At 65.6% G+C, this 22,834-nt stretch carries 21 protein-coding genes; 14 read left to right on the top strand and 7 right to left on the bottom strand.

Translation table 11 applies throughout. The features are described 5' to 3' along the window. Nucleotides 1-175 precede the first annotated feature (175 nt). Complete coding sequence (locus tag HT136_RS00990; protein WP_214196853.1) at nucleotides 176-1,210, bottom strand: chemotaxis protein CheB; 1,035 nt, start codon at nucleotides 1,208-1,210, stop codon at nucleotides 176-178. Between the two features lie 318 nt (nucleotides 1,211-1,528). On the opposite strand from HT136_RS00990, the gene HT136_RS00995 reads away from it, so the two are divergent. The 9 genes from HT136_RS00995 to HT136_RS01035 are packed head-to-tail and all read left to right on the top strand — an operon-like array spanning nucleotide 1,529 to nucleotide 8,367. After that, entirely contained in the window at nucleotides 1,529-1,789 is a 261-nt protein-coding gene (locus HT136_RS00995) for an STAS domain-containing protein (RefSeq protein ID WP_214196855.1), read from the top strand. Then, nucleotides 1,786-4,044: a chemotaxis protein CheA gene (locus HT136_RS01000; RefSeq protein ID WP_214196857.1), complete on the top strand. Its 2,259-nt coding sequence runs from the start codon at nucleotides 1,786-1,788 to the stop codon at nucleotides 4,042-4,044. Before HT136_RS00995 ends, HT136_RS01000 begins: the two co-directional genes overlap by 4 nt. Continuing rightward, nucleotides 4,041-4,910: a CheR family methyltransferase gene (locus tag HT136_RS01005; RefSeq protein ID WP_214196859.1), complete on the top strand. Its 870-nt coding sequence runs from the start codon at nucleotides 4,041-4,043 to the stop codon at nucleotides 4,908-4,910. Before HT136_RS01000 ends, HT136_RS01005 begins: the two co-directional genes overlap by 4 nt. Continuing rightward, nucleotides 4,907-5,932, top strand: a complete 1,026-nt coding sequence (locus tag HT136_RS01010; protein WP_214196861.1) for a protein-glutamate methylesterase/protein-glutamine glutaminase — start codon at nucleotides 4,907-4,909, stop codon at nucleotides 5,930-5,932. The genes HT136_RS01005 and HT136_RS01010 overlap by 4 nt, the downstream gene beginning before the upstream one ends. After that, nucleotides 5,932-6,489, top strand: coding sequence for a chemotaxis protein CheD (locus tag HT136_RS01015; protein ID WP_214196863.1), 558 nt, complete (start codon nucleotides 5,932-5,934; stop codon nucleotides 6,487-6,489). Before HT136_RS01010 ends, HT136_RS01015 begins: the two co-directional genes overlap by 1 nt. Nucleotides 6,490-6,505: 16 nt before the next feature. After that, nucleotides 6,506-6,877 (top strand): response regulator, encoded by a 372-nt coding sequence (locus HT136_RS01020; protein WP_084592158.1) that lies wholly within the window; start codon nucleotides 6,506-6,508, stop codon nucleotides 6,875-6,877. 28 nt (nucleotides 6,878-6,905) lie between these two features. After that, on the top strand, nucleotides 6,906-7,346 hold the full coding sequence (locus HT136_RS01025) for a chemotaxis protein CheW (RefSeq protein ID WP_214196865.1): 441 nt from the start codon (nucleotides 6,906-6,908) through the stop codon (nucleotides 7,344-7,346). 15 nt (nucleotides 7,347-7,361) lie between these two features. Next, on the top strand, nucleotides 7,362-7,685 hold the full coding sequence (locus tag HT136_RS01030) for a hypothetical protein (protein WP_246543234.1): 324 nt from the start codon (nucleotides 7,362-7,364) through the stop codon (nucleotides 7,683-7,685). 25 nt (nucleotides 7,686-7,710) lie between these two features. Continuing rightward, nucleotides 7,711-8,367 (top strand): DUF938 domain-containing protein, encoded by a 657-nt coding sequence (locus HT136_RS01035; RefSeq protein WP_214196867.1) that lies wholly within the window; start codon nucleotides 7,711-7,713, stop codon nucleotides 8,365-8,367. 129 nt (nucleotides 8,368-8,496) lie between these two features. On the opposite strand, the gene HT136_RS01040 is transcribed toward HT136_RS01035, so the two are convergent. From HT136_RS01040 to HT136_RS01060, 5 genes are all read right to left on the bottom strand, one after another. Then, nucleotides 8,497-9,681, bottom strand: a complete 1,185-nt coding sequence (locus HT136_RS01040; RefSeq protein ID WP_246543235.1) for an MATE family efflux transporter — start codon at nucleotides 9,679-9,681, stop codon at nucleotides 8,497-8,499. A 443-nt stretch (nucleotides 9,682-10,124) separates the two neighbouring features. Continuing rightward, nucleotides 10,125-11,063, bottom strand: coding sequence for a 1-phosphofructokinase family hexose kinase (locus tag HT136_RS01045; protein WP_214196869.1), 939 nt, complete (start codon nucleotides 11,061-11,063; stop codon nucleotides 10,125-10,127). A 161-nt stretch (nucleotides 11,064-11,224) separates the two neighbouring features. Next, the gene (locus tag HT136_RS01050; RefSeq protein ID WP_246543236.1) at nucleotides 11,225-13,975 is read right to left on the bottom strand and encodes a bifunctional diguanylate cyclase/phosphodiesterase; all 2,751 of its coding nucleotides are present in this window, start codon (nucleotides 13,973-13,975) and stop codon (nucleotides 11,225-11,227) included. 253 nt (nucleotides 13,976-14,228) lie between these two features. After that, nucleotides 14,229-14,405: a hypothetical protein gene (locus HT136_RS01055; RefSeq protein WP_214197216.1), complete on the bottom strand. Its 177-nt coding sequence runs from the start codon at nucleotides 14,403-14,405 to the stop codon at nucleotides 14,229-14,231. A 155-nt stretch (nucleotides 14,406-14,560) separates the two neighbouring features. Next, nucleotides 14,561-16,153: an isocitrate lyase gene (locus tag HT136_RS01060; RefSeq protein WP_214196870.1), complete on the bottom strand. Its 1,593-nt coding sequence runs from the start codon at nucleotides 16,151-16,153 to the stop codon at nucleotides 14,561-14,563. 188 nt (nucleotides 16,154-16,341) lie between these two features. On the opposite strand from HT136_RS01060, the gene HT136_RS01065 reads away from it, so the two are divergent. From HT136_RS01065 to HT136_RS01080, 4 genes are all read left to right on the top strand, one after another. Then, nucleotides 16,342-17,751 carry a helix-turn-helix domain-containing protein gene (locus tag HT136_RS01065; RefSeq protein WP_343222075.1) on the top strand — a complete coding sequence of 470 codons (1,410 nt, stop codon included), beginning with the start codon at nucleotides 16,342-16,344 and terminating at the stop codon, nucleotides 17,749-17,751. Between the two features lie 131 nt (nucleotides 17,752-17,882). Next, entirely contained in the window at nucleotides 17,883-18,827 is a 945-nt protein-coding gene (locus HT136_RS01070) for a hypothetical protein (protein ID WP_214196872.1), read from the top strand. 59 nt (nucleotides 18,828-18,886) lie between these two features. Next, on the top strand, nucleotides 18,887-19,660 hold the full coding sequence (locus tag HT136_RS01075; RefSeq protein ID WP_214196874.1) for a TonB family protein: 774 nt from the start codon (nucleotides 18,887-18,889) through the stop codon (nucleotides 19,658-19,660). A gap of 80 nt (nucleotides 19,661-19,740) precedes the next feature. After that, complete coding sequence (locus HT136_RS01080) at nucleotides 19,741-20,181, top strand: DUF2721 domain-containing protein (RefSeq protein WP_214196876.1); 441 nt, start codon at nucleotides 19,741-19,743, stop codon at nucleotides 20,179-20,181. A gap of 86 nt (nucleotides 20,182-20,267) precedes the next feature. Here HT136_RS01080 and HT136_RS01085 read toward each other — a convergent pair whose 3' ends face one another. Further along, nucleotides 20,268-22,028, bottom strand: a complete 1,761-nt coding sequence (locus HT136_RS01085; protein WP_214196878.1) for a fatty acyl-AMP ligase — start codon at nucleotides 22,026-22,028, stop codon at nucleotides 20,268-20,270. A 152-nt stretch (nucleotides 22,029-22,180) separates the two neighbouring features. Here HT136_RS01085 and HT136_RS01090 point away from each other — a divergent pair, with 152 nt between their 5' ends. After that, nucleotides 22,181-22,726 carry a regulatory protein RecX gene (locus HT136_RS01090; protein WP_214196880.1) on the top strand — a complete coding sequence of 182 codons (546 nt, stop codon included), beginning with the start codon at nucleotides 22,181-22,183 and terminating at the stop codon, nucleotides 22,724-22,726. Nucleotides 22,727-22,834 lie beyond the last annotated feature (108 nt).

The following is a 22,834-nucleotide window of genomic DNA, read 5'->3' on the forward strand; positions in this document are numbered from 1 at the left end:
GGCACGCGCCGGGCGCGCGGCACCGACCCGGAACGCCCCCCAGCACCCCACTTCCGGTGTGCAGGGTACGTTTCTATCCCTCGACGACCCTGGTTCTTCCGCCGGAAGCCGGGTCGGTGCCGTCAGCGCGGACATGGACCCTCGCGCGCCGCCTCAAGCGGCGGCAGGGCCTCTATCACTCTTCCTGCGAGCAATTCCGAAGCACGTCGGCGGCAAGCTCCTCAAGCTTGAGTTCGGCGCTGACCGCTCCGGCTTCGACGGCGGCGGCGGGAGCCTGAGGAACGGTCGCGGAGGCGCGATCCTGCGCCAGGGTCCGACAGCCGGCCGCCTGCAGGAGCCTTAGGCCCTTGGCGCCATCCTCGCCCATGCCGGTCAGGACAGCCCCGATCGTGGGCATTCCCCCGCGCGAGAGCGAGCCGAAGAGCAGGGTGGCCGAAGGACGGAAACCTTCCACCGGGTCGCGGTCGATCAAGCGCAACTTGGCCGGATTGCCCGGCTCGACGATGACGTGGCGGCCGGGGTCATAGGCGATATGGACCGTGCCCGCGCGCAGTTCGGCGCCGTCGGTGGCGGCCTTGACCGCGCACGCGCAGTCCTTGTCGGCCCGGGCAATGAACATTTCGGCGAGCATCGGCTCGGTCTGCAGGATGATCACGGTGGGCGGACAGGCCTTGGGATAGTGCCCGAGCACTTCGGTCAGCGCGTCGACACCGCCCATCGAGGTGCTGAACGCCGCGATCTTGCCATTGGCGGCGTAGTCTGCATCCTCGCTGCGCGCGGCCTTGGGACGGGGCTTGTCGCGCACGTTCGAATTGGCCGCGGCGAGGACGATCTTGCCCAGTTTGCCGACCGTCTTGGCGAACTGCTCGGGTGTTGCCTTGAGTGGTTTTGGAAAACACTCGACGGCGCCCAGTTCGAAGGCCTTGAGCGAAGTCTCGGTTCCGCTCTGGGTGAGGCTCGAGAGCATGACCACCGGCAGTGGGCTGCCGCTGGTCATGATCTCCTCGAGAAACTCGATGCCACTCATCCCGGGCATCTCGACGTCGAGCGTGACCACATTGGGCTTGAGTTCGGCGATCTGGTCGCGGGCCTCGGCCGCGTTCGCGGCCGTTCCGATGACCCGTACATTCTTGGACTGTTCCAGCACATCGCAGAACAGCGCACGCATGGCGGCTGAATCGTCGACTACCAGGACGCGGGCGTCATGCATGGATTGAACCTCTCTGCTGGCTCCGGCAACCCGGACGGGCTTGTTGCATAGCGCTCACGATCCCACGATTTCCCTTCGTCGGCCTAAGCAGATCGCCTGAGTTTGCGGCAAACCGCATGGTGGCAGGCTGGCCCCTAAGACCTCGCTTCCCGTCTTTGCCGTCTCGATCGTCGGGGGCGAAGGATCGACCGAGGAAGCCAATGGTGCACGCCGATTTTCCAGCCCTTCCGCATAACTGCCCCGGCGCGACGCTGCATCGGCGTCGCGAACCGGGGATCGGGCGCGCGCCGGGCACCGTGAAGAAGGGGGAATAGGTTCATGAGCAGCGTCATCCTGCCGGCGCGGTGTGACCGCGCCGCGGCCGAGGCACTCTGGCCCGAGCTCGTCGCCGCGGTCAGCAATGACCCGACGCGGATCGATGCGAGCGGGGTCGAACACGTCGGCCAGGCGGTCCTGCAGCTTCTCGTCTCGGCGCGGCGCAGCAATGGGGGCGCCGTGATCACCGCCTCTCCGGCCCTGCGCGCCGCCGCGCAACTCACCGGTCTGGAAGCCGAACTTTTCGAAGAGAGCGAACTATGAGCCCGGAAGAAATCCAGCAGATATTCTTCGTCGAATGCGAGGAATCGCTCGCCGCGGCCGAGGCCGGTCTGGCGGCCTGCCGTGAGGGGACGCAGGATTCCGATACCGTGAACGGCGTCTTTCGCGCGGTCCATTCGATCAAGGGAGGCGCCGGTGCCTTCGGCTATGGCGCGCTCCAGGCCTATACCCACACGTTCGAGACCCTGCTTTCGGACGTGCGCGAAGGTCTCGTGGCGATCGAGCCCGAACTCATCGATCTTCTGCTGCGGGCGCTCGACACCCTGGCGGATCATGTCGAGGCCGCGCGCGAAGGCGGCGATGCGCCCGACGACGCGGCCCTTATCGCGGAAATGGAGGCCGCGATGGCGGCCAACCTCGCCGCGCCGGCCAGCCCGTCTCCTGTCGCCGAAATTCCTTCCGATGATCCGCCGCAATCCTCCGAGGCCGCCAGCGAGGATCCCGATTTCGGCCTGGACCTCGATGCCCTGCTCGACGACCTGACGGCCGATTTCGCGCCTCCGCCGGCGGGCGAGGGTGCAACGGACCCACTGGACATGGCGGCTTCGCAGGGCACCGGCACCTGGCCGGTCCACGTCCGGCCAAAAGCGGGCGCCATGCGCAACGGCAGCGAGCCGCTGCTGATGCTGCGCGACCTGGCGGAGCTGGGCGGCCGCTGCGTCCACTGCGATGTTTCGCAGGTTCCGCAGCTGGATGGCTTCGACGTGGCGCAAGGGTACCTGGGCTGGACCTTCGCGATGCCGGGCGAGGTGACCGAAGATTCGGTGCGTGAGATTTTCGATTTTATCGGGGACGACTGCGCCGTCGCCCTCGGCGCGGACGCACAAATACCCGAGGTCGAGCTTGCTTCGCCGGCGCCACAGCCGTCCGGACAGGCGGCCAATGGGCAGGGCGCCGATGATCGGGGGGCGGCTTTGGAGGCAGGGCCGTCGCGCACCGAAGCACGCGAACCAGACGAAGCAGGCACCGCCGCACCGAGTCCGGGTGGCAACGATGGCGCCGCCACGCGGGGGCCCGTCGCCGCCGCGCCGGCGGCTGCCCCGCCGGCCGCACCGGTCGCGGGCCAGTCGATCCGTATCGACCTGCACAAGCTCGATCGCCTGATCGACCTGGTCGGGGAACTGGTGATCGCGCAGGCAATGCTGGTGCAGCGTCTCGAGGGCGCGGGGGTCAATGCGACCGAGGAGTTGTCGTTGCTCGAAAGCCTGACGCGTGACATCCAGGAATCGGCGATGTCGATCCGGGCCCAGCCGATTGCTTCGGTGTTCAGCCGTGTCCCGCGCATCCTGCGCGATCTGGCTTCCTCGACCGGCAAGCATGTCCGGCTCGAGGTCCATGGCGAAACCACCGAACTCGACAAGACCGTGATCGAGCGCCTTGGCGAACCGCTCACGCACCTGATTCGCAACGCGGTCGACCACGGCATCGAGAAGGCGGAAGACCGGATCGCGGCGGGCAAGTCCCCCGAAGGGACGCTGACCCTGTCGGCCGAGCATCGCTCCGGGCGTATCGTCATCTCGATCGCCGACGACGGGGCCGGGATCAATCGCGAGGTCGTGCTGGCCAAGGCGATCGAGAAGGGCATCGTCAATCCCGAGGCCCAGCTTTCGGCCGAGGAGATCGACAACCTGATCTTCGCCCCCGGCTTCTCGACGGCCAAGCAGATCTCGAACATCTCGGGTCGCGGCGTCGGCATGGACGTGGTGCGCCAGAACGTGAAGGAACTGGGCGGACGCATCACGATCGAGAGCACGCCGGGCAAGGGCACGGCCTTCATTCTCACGATGCCGCTGACGCTCGCCATCTCGGACGGGATGATCGTGAACGTGGGAGACCAGACGATGGTGGTCCCGCTCGCGCACGTGGTGGAAAGTCTTCGCCCCGGTGAGGGCGACGTGAAGGGCCTTGGCTCGAACCGGCGGATGCTGAACGTGCGGGGCCAGTTCATCCCGGTGATCACCCTTGGCGAGGAACTGAGCACGGCCTGCAACGCGACGACACCCGAAGAGGGCGTTCTGATCGTGGTCGATACCGAAAGCGCGGGGCAGGCGGCCTTGCTGGTCGACGACATCCACGACCAGCGCCAGTTCGTGATCAAGAGCCTGGCAACCAATTTCCGGCCCGTCGAAGGCGTGGCCGGCGCCACTATCCTGGGTGACGGACGGGTCGCGCTCATCGTCGACGTCGACGGTCTTGTCGCCTGTGCGTTGCCGGCGCACGAAAGGCAGGCCGCGTGAGCGAGGCCCTGGACCTGGCCGACACGATACCGGGCGTCAGTCCCGATATCTACAGCCCGGCCGACTTCGCCGCAGTCGCGCGCATCGTGCACGAGGCGGCGGGGATCGTGCTGCCGCAAGGAAAGTCGATGCTGGTCTATTCGCGGCTCGCCCCGCTGGTGCGGGGCAGCGGGCTGGTCACGTTCGGCAAGTACATCGAGCGGCTGCACGCGGATCGGGCGGAACTGAGCCGCGCCGTCGCGGCGCTGACGACCAACCACACCTTCTTCTACCGCGAAGCCCACCATTTCGAGCATCTCCAGCGCGAGCTGCGCCCCCGCCTCGTCCAGACGCTGAAGGGGGGCGGCAAGGTGCGGGTCTGGTCGGCAGGCTGCTCGAGCGGGGAGGAGACCTGGTCGATCGTGATGACCCTGCTGGGGGGAGACCGGCACGAGGGCACCCAACTGGCGCGCGCGGACCTGCGGGTTCTGGCGAGCGACCTGGCGCCGCATGCCATCGAGGCGGGCGAGCGCGCGATCTATCCGGCGAAGGATTTCAAGCCAGTTCCCGATGCCCTGCGTCAGGCCTGGGTGAGCGTGAAAGGCGAAAACGGGACGATCGGCGACGTGCCGCGTTCGATTGTGCGCTTCCGCCTCCTGAACCTGCTGGGCGATTGGCCGATCCGGGGGCACTTCGATTTTATCTTCTGTCGCAATGTCATGATCTATTTCGACAATCCGACCAAGGAGCGGCTGGTCCAACGCTTCAGCGAGGCGCTTCATCCCGGCGGCTACCTCTACATCGGCCATTCCGAGCGGGTGACGGGGCCAGCCGCGCAGGAACTCAACCTCGTGGGCCCTACGATCTATCGCAGGAGGGACGCGTGACGGTCCGTGTGCTCATCGTCGACGATTCCGCCACCATGCGCGCGATCCTCATGTCACGGCTCAGCGAACAGCCCGAAATCGAGGTTGTCGACACGGCATCGAACGCGGCGCAGGCACGCGAACTGATCAAGAAGCACGATCCCGACGTGGTCACGCTCGACATCGAAATGCCCGGCATGAACGGTCTCGATTTTCTCGAGAAGATCATGACCCTGCGCCCGACGCCCGTGATCATCATATCGGGGGCCACGCAGGAAGGTAACGACGTCACCGCGCGCGCGCTCGCGTTGGGTGCGGTGAGTTGCTATTCGAAATACGACCCGACCGGGAAGCTCGCCCTGAACGACAGCGGCGAGCTGGGGCGGCTCATCCACGAGGCCGCGCAGGTTCGCTTTCGTCCGCCCGCGCGTTCCGCCCCCGCCGTTGCGGAGGAAAGCCGGCGATCGATCCGGCGCGACACCCGCGTGATCGCGATCGGTTCGTCGACCGGAGGGGTCGAGGCCCTGCAGGTGCTCTTGCGCGAGTTCCCGGTGGATTGCCCGCCGACGGTCATCGTCCAGCACGTCAATCCGCGGTTCGCTCCGGCCATTGCGCGCACGCTCGACAATGCCTGTCCGGCCCGCGTGCAAGTCGCCATGAACGACATGCCCTTGCTGGCTGGCAACGTCTACCTGGCGGCCGAGGCCGATCATCATCTCCTCGTCCGCGGGAGCTCGAGCCTGCACGCCAAGCTGCGCCGCGGTGATCCGATTTCCGGCCATTGTCCGAGCGTGGATGCGCTGTTCGCGTCTGTGGCGCAGTCGGTAGGCAGCGACGCCGTGGGCATTCTCCTGACCGGGATGGGCAAGGACGGGGCCCAGGGCCTGCTCGCGATGGCGCAAGCGGGCGCCCATACGATCGCGCAGGACGAAAGCACCTGTACGGTTTTCGGCATGCCCCGCGCGGCCATAACGCTGGGCGCGGCGCGTGTCGTCGCCCCCATCAACCGCATCGCCCGCCACGCACTCAACAAGGCCGCCTGATGTCCAGTCTCGATTTCATGAACAGCGGAAACGTCAAGCTCACCGTGTTGCAGGGCCAGTTCAAGGTCAGCTCGGGGCCCCGGGTCGAACTGAGCACGGTGCTGGGATCGTGTGTCGCGACCTGTCTCTACGATCCGGCGGTCGAACTGGGAGGCATGAACCATTTCCTCCTGCCCGAGCCGCCCGCCAGCCACGATCGCGGGCAAGTCGACGTCCATTACGGGGTCTATCTCATGGAGATGCTGATCAACGAGATGCTGAATTACGGCGCGCGCAAGGACCGCCTTCGAGCGCACCTCTACGGGGGGGCCAATATCCGCTCCGGGATGCAGCAGATCGGTACCGCGAACGCCGATTTTGCGCGCAGTTTCCTGGTGCGCGAACGTATCGAACTCGTGCGCGAGGATCTGGGGGGATCGAACGCGCGCAGGGTCGATTTCCGGCCCTCTTCGGGAATGGTGCGGTGCCGCTCGGTGGCATCCTCCGACGCCCCACCTGAAATTCGTACGCAACCCCCATCGCGACCGGCCCCGCGGGGCGATGTCGAACTGTTCTGATCAAGCGAGGCACGCAATGTCCAAGAATACCCGCATCCTGACCGTTGATGACAGCGCATCGATGCGTGCGCTGCTGAACCATGCCCTTTCGACCAACGGCTTCGAGGTTTCGCAAGCCGACGATGGCGTCTCCGCGCTCGAGTGGCTGGCGGTGAACGAGGTCGACGTCGTGATTACCGACATCAACATGCCGCGTCTCGATGGCTTCGGGCTGATCGAGCAGGTGCGTGGCGGCACGCGCCACCGGGATCGACCGATCCTGGTGCTGACCACGGAGAGCTCGGACGAGAAGAAGGCGCGTGCCCGCGCCGCCGGCGCGACCGGCTGGATCGTCAAGCCCTTCGACACCGAGAAGCTCGTCGCCGCCGTGCGCCGGGTTGCCCATTGACGCCAGGACCAAGCCGAGGAGGCCCACCATGTACCGTGAATTGATAACCTTCGAAGTCGCCGGGCAGATCTTCGCGCTCGACATCATGGCCATTCGCGAAATTCGGGCCTGGACCCCGGTGACACCGATGCCGCGCGTGCCGCATTACGTCTCGGGCGTGGTGAACCTTCGCGGCACCGTGCTGCCCGTGATCGATCTTGCCGCGCGGCTGGGGTGGCCGGCGACCGAGGCGACGCCGCGCCATGCGATCATCGTATGCCAGGTGAAGGGGCAGTCGCAGGGGCTGATCGTCGATTCGGTCAGCGACATCGTCGGTCTCAACACCGAGACGCTTCAGCCGGCCCCCACTGCGGGCCACGACGAAGTCGTGCCGTTCCTCGAGGGCCTCGTCGCGATCGAGGAGAAGATGGTCATGGTTCTCGATCTCAACGCGCTCAGCGATTCCGGAGACATGGCGTTCGCGGCTTGATCGGGACCAGATGCTATGCATGAACCGAAATTCAACGCGATGGCCGAAGTCCTGTTGGAGCTGGGAACCGAAGTGGAAGCCCTGGGCGAGGTCCTGTGCCGCGACCAGGGATTTGCCGGGAGGCACTTGCGCGAGTTGCAGGCCATCGACCTCATAGCCCAGAAGCAGCGCGCGCTGGCGGCAATTCTGGCTGCGGGGTTCAGCGAGCACGAGATGCGCCGGATCAGCCTGGAGGCCCTGCGCACGCGCTTTTGCGGCTTCATGGACGACAGCGTCCCTTATTGCGAGGTTCCTCTGGAAGGCAGCGTGAAGCCGGACTCGCTGGGCTTGTGGGAGTGACGTCGGCGCTTTAATCGCGGATGGCATGACTGATCGTGCACCGCCCGAACCCCGGCCAGGCGTGGACGTGCGCCGGCATGCGCCGGCCACCTTGCGCAATCGCGAGCCGATCCTCGACGTTCTGCGAGCCGTTCTGCCGAAGCAGGGCCGGGTGCTCGAAGTGGCGAGCGGGAGCGGCGAACACGCCGTTCATTTCGCGCGCGCCTTGCCGGGTCTCGACTGGCAACCGAGTGATCCTGATCGGGATGCCTGCGCTTCGATCGCGGCCTGGCGTGAGGCCGAACCCTGTCCAAATCTTCACGCGCCGTTCGAGCTCGATGCCGCCTCGCCGGCGGACTGGCCCGTGGCGAAGGCGGAGGCACTGGTGTGCATCAACATGGTCCACATCAGCCCCTGGGAAGCAACACTGGGCCTGTTTGCAGGTGCGCAAAGGGTTTTGGAAGAGGGCGCCCCGGTCGTGCTCTACGGACCCTATCGGCGTGGTGATCGGGTGTTGGAACCGAGCAATGCGGCGTTCGATCTCGACCTCAAACGGCGCGATCCGCGCTGGGGCTTGCGCGAGGTGGAAGCGGTTCGGGCCGAGGCCTTGGCACGTGGTTTCGTTCTCGAACGTGAAGTTGAAATGCCCGCGAACAACCTTTGCCTCGTGTTCCGAAAGCAGCTCAAGCCTGATCCGGCGTGAGCTGTCCGGTCAGCGAAATGATCGGCGAACGAGATGCGGCAAGGTTGCCAATTGACCAGCCGCTCGCGCGAGGAACAAGGTGGTGAAGGCCAGCCACAGACCATAGTTGCCCAAGATGGGGTGCAGGAGCTAGAGTAGGCCTGCGTAGAGCAGCATGGCGAAAGCCATGGTACCCATCATCGCCCGCGTCCAACCGGCACCGACGAACACGCCATCGAGCACGAACGAGGCTACGCCCACGAGCGGGAGGGCAATGACCCACCCGAAGTACGCCTGCGCTTCCGTTTGAACCGCCGGCGACGCGGTGAAGGCCTGGGCCAGTGCGGGGCCGACGATCGCGTAGGCGAGGCTCACGGCCAGGCCTGCTACCAGCCCCCACGCCAGTGCGAGGTGCACGATCTTGCGAAGACGCGGTTCGTCGTTCGCCCCGAAGGCCTCGCCGCACAGCACCTGCGCCGCGTTTTCGAACCCGTCGAGGAGGAGGCTCGACAGCATGAAGAGTTGAAACAGGATGCCGTTCGCCGCGAGCGTGACCGGGCCCGAGCTGGCGCCCATGCGCGCAAAAAGCATCATGGCGCCGGTCAGCAGCAGGGTACGCAGGAATAGGTCACGATTGAGCGCGAAGAGCCGGGCAAGCTCCCGGCGCTGCCACGTTGATTTGCGCCGGGCCATCGTCCATGCAAGCCGAGCCCCCGGACGGCGCGTCACGATCGAGGCCAGAAGCACCAGTCGAACACCTTCGGAAATCAGGCTGGCGGCCGCGACACCCGCAACATTCCAGCCCGCGCCGAGGACGAGTACGAGATCAAGGGTGATATGGAGCAGGTTGGCGGCCACTTCGATTGCAAGCACCGCGCGAAGCTGGCGCTGACCGACCAGCCAGCCGATCAGGACACAGTTGCAAAGCCAGATCGGGGCGCTCCAGTAGCGAAGCGCGACATAGCTCTCGGCCTGTGACCGCAGGTCGCCGTGCGCGCTCAGGAAGTCGAGCCCGTAAGGAACGGCAAGTGGCATTGCCGAGACGAGAACGAGGCCGACGCCCAGCGAGACGACCAGGGCACGCACGAGGGTGGCGGCTTGCGCATGCGTGTCGCGCTGGCCGGCGCTTTGCGCGGTCAGCGCGATCGTGCTCGTGCGCAGGAAATTGAACACGTTGAGCAGGCCCATCATGAACTTGGCGCCGAGTTCGACGCCGCCTTGCGCGGAGGCGTCGCCGAGCCGCCCGATCGCCCACATATCGGCGAGGCCAAAGAGAGCCGTTGCAATGTTGGTGAGCATGGCCGGTAAGGCGATCGACCAGAGCAATCCGCTCATGGAGGGCTGGCGTGGGGATGCGCGGCGCGATCGGATCAGGCGCAAGGTGAGTACAAGCCTTCGATTACGTCGTCGGAGCGGGACGAAACGACGACCCCTGTGCGGTTTCGCCTCTACGGAGCGTTCGGGAGCCTTAAAAAAATCGGCGCGCCGGAGGTATCCCCCGGCGCGCTCTCTCCCAACCTCTGCAAATTCGTGAGGTCTGTCAAAGACCTTTCAATCGCAATGTGCAACAGAAATCGCGTCAGGGGAAGCAATATCTGCAAACGGGTTTGCAATCGATACAGGCTCCACCCACCTTGCCGATCCAAGGTATTGTTCCTACGTAGGAATTCTATAGCGAACTTGCGAAATCGGCGGCGATGCTGCAAAATTCTTCAGGCCTGAATTGCGGTATGCTGCAGCGGTCCTGGCGAAGTTTGCCGAATCTCTCTCGTGCAGAATCAGAGCCTTGCAGGCTGCGCGATGGACGCGAGCAGGCGCCGTATGTCGGCGGGATGCGCCAATCCGGTTCCGGCGCGCAAGATCGCCGCGGAACCTGCCGCGATGCCCAGGCGAAAGGCGCTCAGATCATCGTCCCCGCGCGCGAGGGCAAAGACCATCGCGGCGACGAAGCTGTCGCCCGCGCCAACGGCGCTGGCCGCCTCGATCGGCAGGGCGGGCAGAAAGTACGCGCCTTTGCCCGAGGCGAGGATCGCGCCCTGGTGCCCCATCGTCACCGCCATGAGCCGCGCCTTTCCCGCGCGGACACTGCGCAGGGCGGCCTCGGCGATGTCTTCGTGGCTCTCGAGCTTGTGTCCCACATATTGCTGGAGCTCGCCGACGCTGGGTTTGACGAGGAGCAGGCCACCCTGTTCGATGCCGCGCGCGAGTGCGGCACCCGAACTGTCGAGAACCACCTCGATCCCGCGAGCCGACAGGCGCTCCATGACTTGCGGATAGAAATCTGCGGGAACACCCGGTGGCAGTGATCCGCTGAGCACGACGATCTCGGCGTCGGTTGCCGCCACTTGTTCGAGACAGGCGCGCCATTCGCAGTCCGAGACGGTGGGGCCCGCTGGAGTGAAGCGGTATTCCTTTCCGCTTTGACGCTCCAGCACGGCGGAGGCGATGCGCGTCGGCCCCGCGATGGGAATGCGGGTGCGGACCAGCTGGTGCTTGTCCAGAAGACCGTCGAGTGCGGGGCCCGTGGCGCCGCCCGAAAGATAGAAGCAGCGCGCATGGCCGCCGAGGCGCACGAAGACACGCGCCACGTTGATGCCGCCGCCGCCAGGTGCGTACCATTCGTTGTCCGTGCGCATCTTGTGGGTATGGCGCATTTCGGCGACGTCGTAGGATACGTCGATGGTCGGGTTCATCGTCACAGTGGCGATAGACTTCATGGACATGCATCTCCTCGGCTCGGCCGGACCTGGCAAGCAGGTAGGCGCCGTCCCGCATCGGGTTCCATGTCCTGCATCAAGGCGGGTGTATTCTCAACCCGCGGCCCTGGCGATGGCCCCGACGTGAAGCCTAGGCTGGTAGCTGGGTGGGCGAGGAGGTCTCAGGAGTTGACGGCGGCCTTGCGTGGCTGGCTCGGCGGCGTGTCGGGTCGGCCGAAGAAATAGCCCTGGGCTTCGTCGCAGCCCTCACTTTCGAGCACGGCCAACTGGGCCTCGGTTTCGACGCCTTCAGCCAGAACCGGGATTTCCAGGCTCTTGCCGAGAGCGAGGACGGCGCGGATGATGGCCCGGGCCTGCGAACTCGTCTCCGAGCGCAGGAGAAACGACTTGTCGATCTTGATCTTGTCGAAGGGGAAGGAGTGCAGGGTGTCGAGCGAGGAATAGCCGGTTCCGAAATCGTCGATGGCCACGCTGATACCCATGGCCTTGAGTTGGCGCAGGCAATGCAACGCGCGCAGTTTGTCGCTGATGATCGCGGTTTCGGTAATCTCGAGTTCGAGGCGGCTGGGGGACAGGCCGGTGTCGGCGAGTATCTGGCGGATCGATGCGACCAGGTCCGGCTTGACGAACTGGACCGGCGAAAGATTGACGGCGATTTTTTCGTGGCCTTTCCAGCGCGTCGCTTCCTGGCAGGCATCGCGCAGCACCCATTCTCCGATTTCGAAGATGGCGCCGCTCTCCTCGGCAATGGGGATGAAGACATCGGGGGGCACTGCACCCAGCCTGGGATGTTGCCAGCGCAGAAGCGCTTCGTATCCGCTGAGGTTGCCCGTCCGAAGCGAGCGCTGGGGTTGGTAGAGCAAGTGCAATTCGCCGCGCTCCATCGCATGGCGCAAGTCGTTGGCGAGCTGCCGGCGACGGCGGGCGGCTTCATCCATCCCCTCCTCGTAGAAGCAGGTCTTTTCCCCGCGCATGTTCTTGGCGCGGTACATCGCCAGGTCGGCGTTGTTGACAAGGCCTTCACGATCGATGCCATCGTGGGGATAGATCGCGATGCCCACACTGGCCTCGACCACGCAGCCCGGTTCGATACCAGCGCCCGATATGCATTCGTGCAGTCGCCCAACGAATTCGCTCAACTCGCCGTCTTCGGTGAAGACCTTGGCGGCGGCAAACTCGTCTCCTCCCAGGCGGGCGACGATCTCGCGGGCCTTGATCCGCTCGGTGATACGCAGTCCGATCGCCTGCAGCAGCGCGTCGCCGGCGGCATGGCCCTGGGTGTCGTTGACTTCTTTGAATCGGTCGAGATCGACCGCGATGACGGCGACTTTCGAGCCCGTCCGGTCGGCCAGACCCAGCTTGTCCTGCAAGCGCTGGTTGAAACGCGCCCGGTTCGGCAGCCCGGTCAGATTGTCATGCAGCGCCATGTGCTGGATCCGCGCCTCGGACCGACGCTGTTCGGTGACATCGTCGCAGGTCGTCACCCAGCCGCCATCGGGCAAAGCGCGATTGGCGATCGAGACAGCCTTGGCGTTGTCGAACTCGATCACGATCGCAGGTGTGTTGGGCGCGTTGAAGGTCTCTTTTAGCAACTGCCGATATTGCGCCAGGGCAGGTTCGGCATGTTCTTCGCCGTCGAGGTTCATGAAGCCGGCACGGACCATTTCGGCCAGCGTCGTGCCTGCTTCACAATCCTTGCCGGCGAGCGACCACAGTTCGCGAAAGCGCTCGTTGCACAGAACAAGGTGCTCTTGCGCGTCGAACAGGCACAGGCCCTCGTGCATGTTGGTGAGCGCGGTGTCGAGACGCATGGTGGTCTGCGCGATCAGGTCCTTGTCGGCCTTGAAGCGGGAAATGTCGCGCATGATGAACGAATAGCCGATGAGCGAACCGTCGTTGGTGCGGTTGGCCTGGATCGTGCCGTGGCCCCAGAAGGTCGACCCGTCGCGCCGGGCGTAGAGGCATTCCCCGGTCGCGCGGCCCGCTTCGCGGGCGTGGTCCAGTGTCCGGGCGGGCAGGTCGTCGCAGCGGTCGCCATAGCTGAACAAGCGGGCGACCGGCATGCCGAGTATGTCTTCGCTGGTGTATCCGGTGAGATTCTTGGCCCCTTCGTTCCACTGTGAGATGAGCCCGTTCGGGTCGAGCATGAGGATGGCGTAGTCCGAGACCGACTTGACGAGATCGCTGAACAGGCTTTCGCTGCGCAGGACTGCCGTACGCGCCTGGTCGCGCAGGAATTGCGTCGCGATCCCTGTGGCGAAGAGCGCGAGCGCCACGGTGGCGATCCAGCTGGCCAGGGCCTCCGGACGGATCACGGCTTGGGCATGTGGGGTGCGATCGGGTATCAGGCTGAGCGCCGACATGCCGAGGATGTGCAGGATCGCGATGCCGAAGACGAACAGGGCCGTGGCTACCCAGACGCCGCGCCGACCCGTTTGCGCCTGTGCATATAGCAGGCCGGTCACCATGAGGCCGAGTGGCAGCACCAGCGAAGCGGCGACGAACCCTGAATCCCATTGGAAGCGGGCGGGCACCTGGATGGCGAGCATTCCGACATAGTGCATCGACCCGAGTCCAGCTGTCAGGATTGCAGCTGAACCAACTCGCACAGGGATCGGCGCGGTGGGGTGTGCAGGCAAAAGCGCAAGGGCGCATACGACAGCGCCGATGGCCAAGCTCGCCAGCGTGGGCAGGAGCGCGTAGGCCTGGGGCATGCCGCTTACATAGCCGAGCAGGGCGATGAAATGGGTGGCCCAGGCTCCGAAACCCAACGCCGCGCCCGCCAGCATGCGCCAGCGGCGCATATCTTCGGTCGAGGCGGATTGTGCCTGGCGTAGGAGAAGCACCGTTGTGGCACAGGCCATGGTGCAGACCAGAACGGCCAGCAGCAACAGGTCGACGCGGTGTTGCAAGGCGGCGCACATGTAAAGACGGGATAAGGGGTTGCTGCCGATATAGCCCATGGCCGGGGTCTAGCGGCATCGGGCTTGATGGCGGTCTAATCCCATACCCGGTAACTTTCCGGGCCGAAGTTTCGCGTGGGGGCAATGCAAAATGGCCCGCCGCGCCTTCCGGCATGGCGGGCCAAGCTTTCCTCCCCAGGAAAACTCGCGAATTTGGTCTCCGGCCCGACGTTCTTTCGCGTCGGTGCCGGTATTCAGGCCGTCAGCGGCGGATCGCCGATCCAAGGCGGTGGTAAAGCGCCGAGTACTTCGACGAGATCGGATCGTCCTCGTGGGCCTTCAGGTAGTAGAGGACGGCGTCCTGCAGCAACTTGAAGTCCTGGTTCGAAAGCACGGCCCGGGCGCGCGCCGGTTCGGTCGTGGTGGGGGCAGTCATCATGTCACGTCTCCTTCCATTGCTCGCGCCGGGATTGGCGTCGGTGGTTGCATGTGTCGTGGTATTGGCGAGAGGGGCGAGGCTCAGGATTGCCCCACTCGGCAATTTCAGGTGTTCACGGGTCTCCATCGTCTCGCTTCCTTTGGTTGCGAGGCCGATCAGGCCGCGAACTGGTTCATCGTGTTGTGTTCGCCGCCGGCCTTGAGGGCCGCTTCACCGGCGAAGTATTCCTTGTGGTCATCGCCGATGTCCGAACCGGCCATGTTCTGGTGCTTGACGCAGGCGATGCCCTGGCGGATCTCCTGGCGCTGCACGCCCTTGACGTAGCCCAGCATGCCCTGTTCGCCGAAGTACTCCTTGGCGAGGTTGTCGGTCGACAGCGCCGCAGTGTGGTAGGTGGGCAGGGTGATGAGATGGTGGAAGATGCCCGCCTCGCGCGCCGCGTCCTTCTGGAAGGTGCGGATGCGCTCGTCGGCCTCGGCCCCCAGCTCGGTGCCGTCGTAGTCCACGCTCATCAGCCTTGCCCGGTCGTAGCCCGAGAGGTCGCGCCCTTGCGCTTCCCAGGCGTCGTAGACCTGCTGGCGGAAGTTGAGCGTCCAGTTGAAGCTGGGCGAGTTGTTGTAGACCAGCTTGGCACCCGGCATTTCCTCGCGGATTCGGCTCACCATTCCGCCGATCTGGCCGATGTGCGGCTTCTCGGTCTCGATCCAGAGCAGGTCCGCGCCGTTCTTCAGGGCGTGGATGCAGTCGAGCACGCAGCGGTCCTCGCCGGTTCCGGCACGGAACTGGTAGAGGTTGGAGGGCAGGCGCTTGGGCTTCATCAGCGCGCCGTCGCGGCTGATGAGGACTTCGCCATGACCCACCTGACCTGCTTCGACAGGCTCGCAGTCGAGGTAGCTGTTGTACTGGTCCCCGATGTCTCCGGCCGTGCGGGTGAAGGCGATCTGCTTGGTGAGGCCAGCGCCGAGCGAGTCGGTGCGCGCCACGATCAGGCCGTCCTCGACGCCCAGTTCCATGAAGGCATACCGGATCGCGCGGATCTTCGCGATGAAGTCCTCGTGCGGAACCGTGACCTTGCCGTCCTGGTGGCCGCACTGCTTTTCGTCCGAGACCTGGTTCTCGATCTGCAGGCAGCAGGCACCGGCCTCGATGAACTTCTTGGCGAGCAGATACGTTGCCTCCGCGTTGCCGAAGCCGGCATCGATGTCGGCGATGATCGGAACCACGTGGGTCTCGTGGTTGTCGATCGCGGTTTCGATCCGCTTGGCTTCCATTTCGTCTCCGGCCAGCCTTGCCTTGTCGAGGTCCCGGAACATCATGCCCAGTTCGCGCGCGTCGGCCTGCTTGAGGAAGGTGTAGAGCTCTTCCACCAGCGCGGGGACCGAAGTCTTCTCGTGCATCGACTGGTCGGGGAGCGGACCGAACTCGGAACGCAGGGCGGCGACCATCCAGCCCGAGAGGTAGAGGTAACGTTGCTTCGTCGACCCGAAGTGCTTCTTGATGGAGATGATCTTCTGCTGGCCGATGAAGCCGTGCCAGCAGCCCAGCGACTGGGTGTAGTTGGCGGGGTCCGCATCGTAAGCGGCCATGTCCTGGCGCATGATCCTGGCGGTGTAACGGGCGATGTCGAGACCGGTGTGGAACCGGTTCTGGATGCGCATGCGGGCGACCGATTCGGCCTCGATGCCGTTCCAGTTGGGCTCGTTGCCGATGGTCTGACCGGCGTCGCTGATCTTGCTCTGGTAGGTCACTGTGCTCATCCCGTCTGAGTGGTCGGCCCTTTCGTTCCTGTCTGACTGGAAGGAACGATGTGAGCCGGTGTGTTCGATGACCTGCTGATACCGGCGAATTTTGTTGCGCGAAATGGCTTGCAAAGTGACGTTGTCAAACATTACAAACTTTGCTTGTAAAGTTGTACAGGTCTCACAGGAACCGACTCGTGGCCGATAGCCGAACCCAGTCCCGTCCCTTGTACCTTGGGCCAAGGCTGCGCCGTCTGCGCCGCGAACTTGGGCTGACCCAACAGGCCATGGCCGACGACCTGGAGATCTCGCCCAGCTATGTCGCGCTGCTGGAACGCAACCAGCGCCCGCTCACTGCCGACATGCTCGTGCGCCTCGCGCGCACCTACCGCCTCGATATCGGCGACCTCGCCAGCGAGGACGGCGAGGACTATGCGCGGCGCCTTGCAGGTGTCCTGCGCGACCCGATCTTCGACGACATCGATCTGCCCGCGCTCGAGATTTCCGACCTCGCGATGAGCTTTCCGGGGGTGAGCGAGGCGCTGCTGCGGTTGCACGGCGCCTATACCCGCGAACAGCAGGCGCTGGCCGAGCAGCGCAGCGCAGGGGCAGGGGCGCAGGAGAACGAGCCCGTGCGCGAGGCGCAGCGTTTCCTTGCCGCGCGGCGCAACTACTTCCACCCGCTCGATACGAAGGCGGAAGAGCTCGCGGTCGCGATCGAGCAGGCGGGCGGTGCGCAGGCGTGGCTGGCCGCCCGCGAAGTTCGATTGCGCTATCTGCCGCCCGAGGTGATGATGGGCGCGTTGCGCCGGTTCGACCGGCACAACCAGCAATTGCTGATCGACGACACGCTCGATGCGCCAAGCCGCGCCTTCCAGGTCGCCACGCACATCGCGCATACGGCGCTCAGGGCCGAGATAAAGGCGATTCTTCGCGCCGAGACTTTCGCCAGCGCGATGACTGCGACGCTCGTCCAGCGGGCGCTGGCGGCCTATGGCGCGGCGGCGACGCTCATGCCCTATGGCCGCTTCGCGCGCGCGGCGCAGCAACGCGGCTACGACCTCGAGGCGCTGGGCGGGTTGTTCGGAGCGAGTTTCGAGCAAGTCGCGCACCGTCTCACCACACTCCAGCGTCCGGGCGAGGAGCGCGTGCCGTTCTTCTTTCTGCGGCTCGACGAGGCGGGCAACGTTTCCAAGCGGCTTGACGGGGCGGGCTTTCCCTTTGCCGGGCATGGCGGGGGCTGCCCCTTGTGGAGCGTGCACCAGGTCTTCCGCCGCCCGCGCGAGATCCATGCGCAATGGCTCGAGTTGCCCGACGGACAGCGCTTCTTCTCGATCGCGCGCACGGTGACGAGCGGAGGCAGCCATTTCGCGAGTGCGCGGATCACGCGCGCGGTGGCTTTGGGCTGCGCGGCCGAGGAGGCACACAAGCTGGTCTATGCGCGCGGTGTCCGGTCCGAGGACGCCGTGGCAACTCCGATCGGGGTGACTTGCCGCTTGTGCCACCGTCCCGAATGCGCGGCCCGCTCGGTCCCCCCGATTGGCCGCGCGGTGATGAGCGACGACTACCGCAGGGGCGTGCAGCCTTACACCTTCACCGATGAATGATGGCCTCGGGCGCGCCGGGTTTTCGCGGGGTTGCACCTAGGATCCATTGACCCTTCTTTTTTACCGTTGCGCTATGGCTCTGGCTTCCTGAACCGTGAGAGGGGCCACCGGGGTGGCGGGAAAGAGGGGGCATGGAGCGCGAGCCGTTCATCCGGGCGATCGAGGTGTGGGTGCCCTCGCAAGATGGTCGTACGATCGACCTCGTGTCCGGCGTCTATGGCGCAATGGATTATTTTGCCTCGGCCAGTCGGGGCATGCGGCTTGGCAAGGGCGAGGGTTTGCCGGGAAAGACATGGCAGCATGGTCGGCCGATGGTCCTCGGCGACTTCGGCAAATCCTATTTCGTGCGCAAGGAAGCGGCGCTGGTGGAGGAGCTGAGTTGCGCGGTCTCGCTACCGTGCTGGCGCGAGAGCCGAGTGGCGGCCGTCCTGCTGCTCTTCTGTGGTGACGAGCGCTTCCGGCTCGGGGCGCTCGAGCTCTGGCAATGCACGAGGGATTCGCAAGTGCTGGCTCTTGCCGACGGCTACTTCGGGCAGGCGCATGGCTTCGAGGCGGAAGCCCGGAGCCTGCACTTTGCAAGGGGGCAGGGCATTCCGGGAAAGGTCTGGGAGAGCGGTGCCCCGGTATTCTTCACGTCCCTGCGTCCCGAGGGGCGCTTCCTGCGGCATGAGGCCGAGGATCGGATCGGCTTCGATCGCGCGTTCGGTGTGCCGTGCCGGGGCCAGGATGGTTCGGCCTGGGTCTTGACGCTCGTTTCCTCGCGGTTGTCACCGGTGGTGGGGCGCATCGAGTATTGGGTTTTCGATCCCGAACGCGGCGCCTTCCGGTTCGAGGCAGGCTATTGCGAAGTCGTCGAGGACCTCGCCGGGCTGCACGCCGATGTCTGGATTTCGGGTGATACGGGCTTGTTCGGACGTGCCTGCCGGAAAGGCATCCCGCTCGTTGACGAGGATCTTGCGACCGATATCGAAAGCCCGACGGCCTGCCTGGCCGTCGCTGCGGGGCTCAAGTCGATGGTCGTCGTGCCGATGCAGGGAAAGATGGAGGCCGATTCGGTGCTCGTCTGGTATTTCTGACGTGCTCGAAGATGGGGGCGGCAAATGGCATTCGCGCCCGAGGCGCCTATCTAGAGGACATGACCAGGGACATCGCCCCCATCGAACAGCCTTGCGAGACCTACGGCTCCCGACACCGCGTAAGTCTGCCGACAGTGCTGGTGGTCGCTGTCGTGCACGTCGTGCTCGGCGTTCTCCTGGTAAGGGCGTTTGCGCCCGAGCTTGCAGGCTCGGTCGCCCAGGCCGCATACGACGGCCTGGCTGTCACTTTCACGCCGCAGCCGCCTCCACCCCCCGAGGAGCCCGTCGAACCCGCACCCAATCCGGGCAGATTGCCCGAACCGGAGGGCGCTCAGGCCGCCGCCGGAAAGGCGGCTGAACCGGCCGAACAGGCTGCTCCCGCGCCCAAGGTCGTCGTCAAGGAAACCCGTCCCGTCCCGCCGGTGGCGGGCGAGGGCAAGGACGCCCTGTCCGGTGCGGCGCAGTCCGGGGACGGAACGGGGGCCTCGGGAACGGGATTGGGTACGGGGGCCGGACGCAGCGGAACGGGGCAGGGCGGTGGCGGCGGGGGCAGTCCTACGGTCAAGATTGCGGGCGACATCAATTCGGCGCGGGATTATCCGCGCGCTTCGCGGGACCTGCGCATCGGGCATTCCGTCGTTGTCGAACTGGGCGTGGGCGCGGACGGGCGGGTGTCGAGTTGCCGGGTCTACCGGGCCAGTCCGGACGCCGAGGCGGATCGCATCACATGCGCGCTCGCCCAGCAGCGCTTTCGCTTTCGGCCCGCCACCGATGCTGCGGGCCGGGCGGTGCCTTCGATCTACCATTGGCAGCAGAGGTGGTTCGTGCGTTGATCGTTGCGGGCATGTGGGGTGAGCGTTGCAAACGTCGAGCCGGCTTGTGCGGTTCTCGCGTTGCAGGCAGGAGAGTGGGCATGATTGTCGAGACGATACAGCTTGCCCTGACGCCGGTCTTCGTGCTGGTCGCGATCGGCAACATCCTCAATATCCTCTCCTCCCGGCTCGGCCGGGTGGTGGACCGGGCGCGCATGCTCCAGCGGCTCTATTTCGAGACGCAGGACGCCGAACACGATCTCGTCGTGCGCGAAATCCGCCTGGTCGACCGGCGCATCACGATCATCACCCGGGCCATTCGCCTGATGGTGCTCTCGGCGCTCGCGATCGGCTCGACCGTCGCGATCCTTTTCCTCCAGGGGCTGGCGGGGTTCGACCTTCACGTCGTGGCGGCGATCATCTTCCTCGCCTCGATCCTGCTCCTGCTGATCGCGCTGATCCTGTTCCTGCAGGAGACCCAGGTGGCCGCCGATGCGCTGAAGGTGCCGAGCAACCTTCTGGAGCTGCACCGCAATATCTGACCGGAGCGGGCCGCTCTCGCCCAAAAGGAAAGGGCCGGTCGCGCGGACCGGCCCTTCGTTTCGTGCCGTTCTGGACTTCGCCGCGATCAGGCGGCGAGGTCGAGCGGGGCGATCTCGCCCGAGAGGTAGAGCTTCTTGGCCTTTGCGCGGCTGAGCTTGCCCGAGCTGGTGCGCGGCAGGCTCTTGGGCGGCACCAGTTCGACCACGCAGTTCATGCCGGTGATCGAGCGCACCTTGTCGCGGATGAGGTCGCGCAGTTCGATGCGCTTGGCCGGGTCCGAGACGCGGCAGTGGACGAGCACCGCCGGGGCTTCCTCGCCGCCCTCGGTCTCGACCGAGAAGGCGGCAATGTCGCCGTGGTTGAAGCCGGGCAACTGTTCCACCGCCCACTCGATGTCCTGGGGCCAGTGGTTCTTGCCGTTGATGATGATCATGTCCTTCGCGCGGCCCACGATGAACAGGTAGCCTTGCGCCATGTAGCCCATGTCGCCGGTGTCCAGCCAACCGTCGACGAGGCACTCGGCCGTCGATTCGGGGTCGCGGAAGTAGGAGTGCATCACGCTCGTGCCGCGGCACCAGACTTTGCCGATCTGGTGGTCGGAAAGCGGCTTGCCGCTCTCGCCGCGGATCACCACTTCCATGTCGAGCACGGGCTTGCCGCAGTTGACGATGGCACGGTAGCGGGCCGGGCGGCTGAGGTCGCGCGGGGAGCCCGAGAGACGTTCTTCCTCGACCAGCTCGACGCGAATGCCTTCGCCCGGTGGCATGATGGTGACCGCAAGCGTCGCTTCGGCAAGGCCGTAGCTGGGCAGGAAGGCGCTGGCCTTGAACCCGGCGGCGGCAAAGGCGTTGACGAAGCTCTGCATGACGTCGGGACGGATCATGTCCGCGCCGTTGCCGGCGAGGCGCCAGCGCGACAGGTCGAAGCGCTCGTCCAGCTTGGTCTGGCTCGAGATGCGGCGCGCGCAGATATCGTAGCCGAAGGTCGGCGAGTACGAGATCGAAGTGCCCTCGTTGCGCGTGATCAGGTCGAGCCAGGCGAGCGGACGGCGGGCGAAGTCTTCGGTCTTGAGGTAGTCGCCCGAGACCTGGTTCGCGATCAGCGAGAGGAAGCAGCCGACCAAGCCCATGTCGTGATACCAGGGCAGCCAGGAAATGCAGCGGTCGCCTTCGCGCACTTCCATGCCGTGGCTGTGCGCCGCGAGGTTCGACATGAGCGAGCGGTGGGTGACCGCCACGCCATGCGGGAAGCGCGTCGAACCGCTCGAGTACTGCAGGTAGCAGATGTCGTCGGGCGAGGCCTTGGGCAGCGCGGTCTCGGCAACGTCCTTGGCGGCGAAGTCGGTCCAGGTCGCGTGGCCGCAGCTCTGGCGCTCGGCGGCAGCGGCGGTCAGGTGGGCGATCTCGTCGGGGCCGATCAGAAGGACCGGGTCCGCGCTGGAAAGCTGGACGGCGAGCTGCTCGATGTAGTTGTCCTTGCCGCCGAAGCTGGTCGGCAGCGGCAGCGGCACCGGCCAGGCGCCCGCGTAGATCGTCGCGCAGAACAGCGCGGCGAAGTCGGGGCCGGTCTCGGCGATGAGGGCAATGCGCTCGCCCGGCTTCACGCCGCGCGCGACAAGGGCGTAGGCGACCTTGAGAGAGTCTTCGCGCAGTTCGCGGAACGAATAGGCGCGCGTCAGTTTTCCACGCGGATCGTGGAAATTGAAGCCGCGCTGGCCCTGGGCCGCATAATCAAGGGCGTCGCAGAAGGTGTCGAAGTCCGCGTAACGGCGCTCGAGAGCGTCGTCGTTGGGGGTCGGGACCAGTGCCTGGTCCGCCTTCGTCACCATGCTGATGGTGTCGCTCATTATATCGTAACCCGTTGTCTGTTCTAACTATCCCGTGGGATTCCAACATGGCCTAGTGGTTCGAATGTGAACCGGAAATGGCCATGGTTTCCTCCTCCAAGGTTCCATAAGCACTCCCCATTCTGCGCCGAGTGTGGCACGAATAGGGCAAGATGTCCGCCAAGCGTCGCAATCCCCGTCCGCTCGACACGCCTCGACTCGAGGAAATGGCGCTCGCCTATGTCGCGCGATTCGCCACAACGCAAGCCAAACTGCTCGCCTACCTGCAACGCAAGCTGCGCGAGAGGGGGTGGGAGGGCGACGAACGTCCCGCCCTCGAGGCGCTGGTCGAGCGCTACGCCGAGCTGGGTTACGTCGACGACGAGTCCTGGGCGCGGATGAAGGCGGGAAGCTTGCTGCGCCGCGGCTATGGGGCGCGGCGGGTCAGCGAGGCGCTGGGGCAAGCCGGGGTCGCCGACGAGGTTCGCTGCGAGATGCAGCCTGACGAAGCGCAGGCGCGCGAGGCAGCGCTCGCGCTGGCGCGGCGGCGGCGGCTGGGGCCTTTTGCGCGCGACGAGGTGGATCGGAGCCTGCGCGAAAAGCACCTGGCCGCGATGCTGCGCGCGGGCCACCGGCTCGACATTGCCCGAGCCATTATCGAGGCTGACGGCATCGAGGCGGCCGAGAACTGGGTGGCCGAAGCAGGCGAAGACGTCTGAATGCCGGCACGCGGGTGGTGGTCGTACCGCCCAAATGCGGAACGAAAAAAGGCGGCGCCGTTCCCGGAGGAGCGGCGCCGCCTTTTTCATTCGTGCAATCCGGCGATG

Source organism: Novosphingobium profundi, from assembly GCF_018491765.1.
GTDB lineage: Bacteria > Pseudomonadota > Alphaproteobacteria > Sphingomonadales > Sphingomonadaceae > Novosphingobium > Novosphingobium profundi.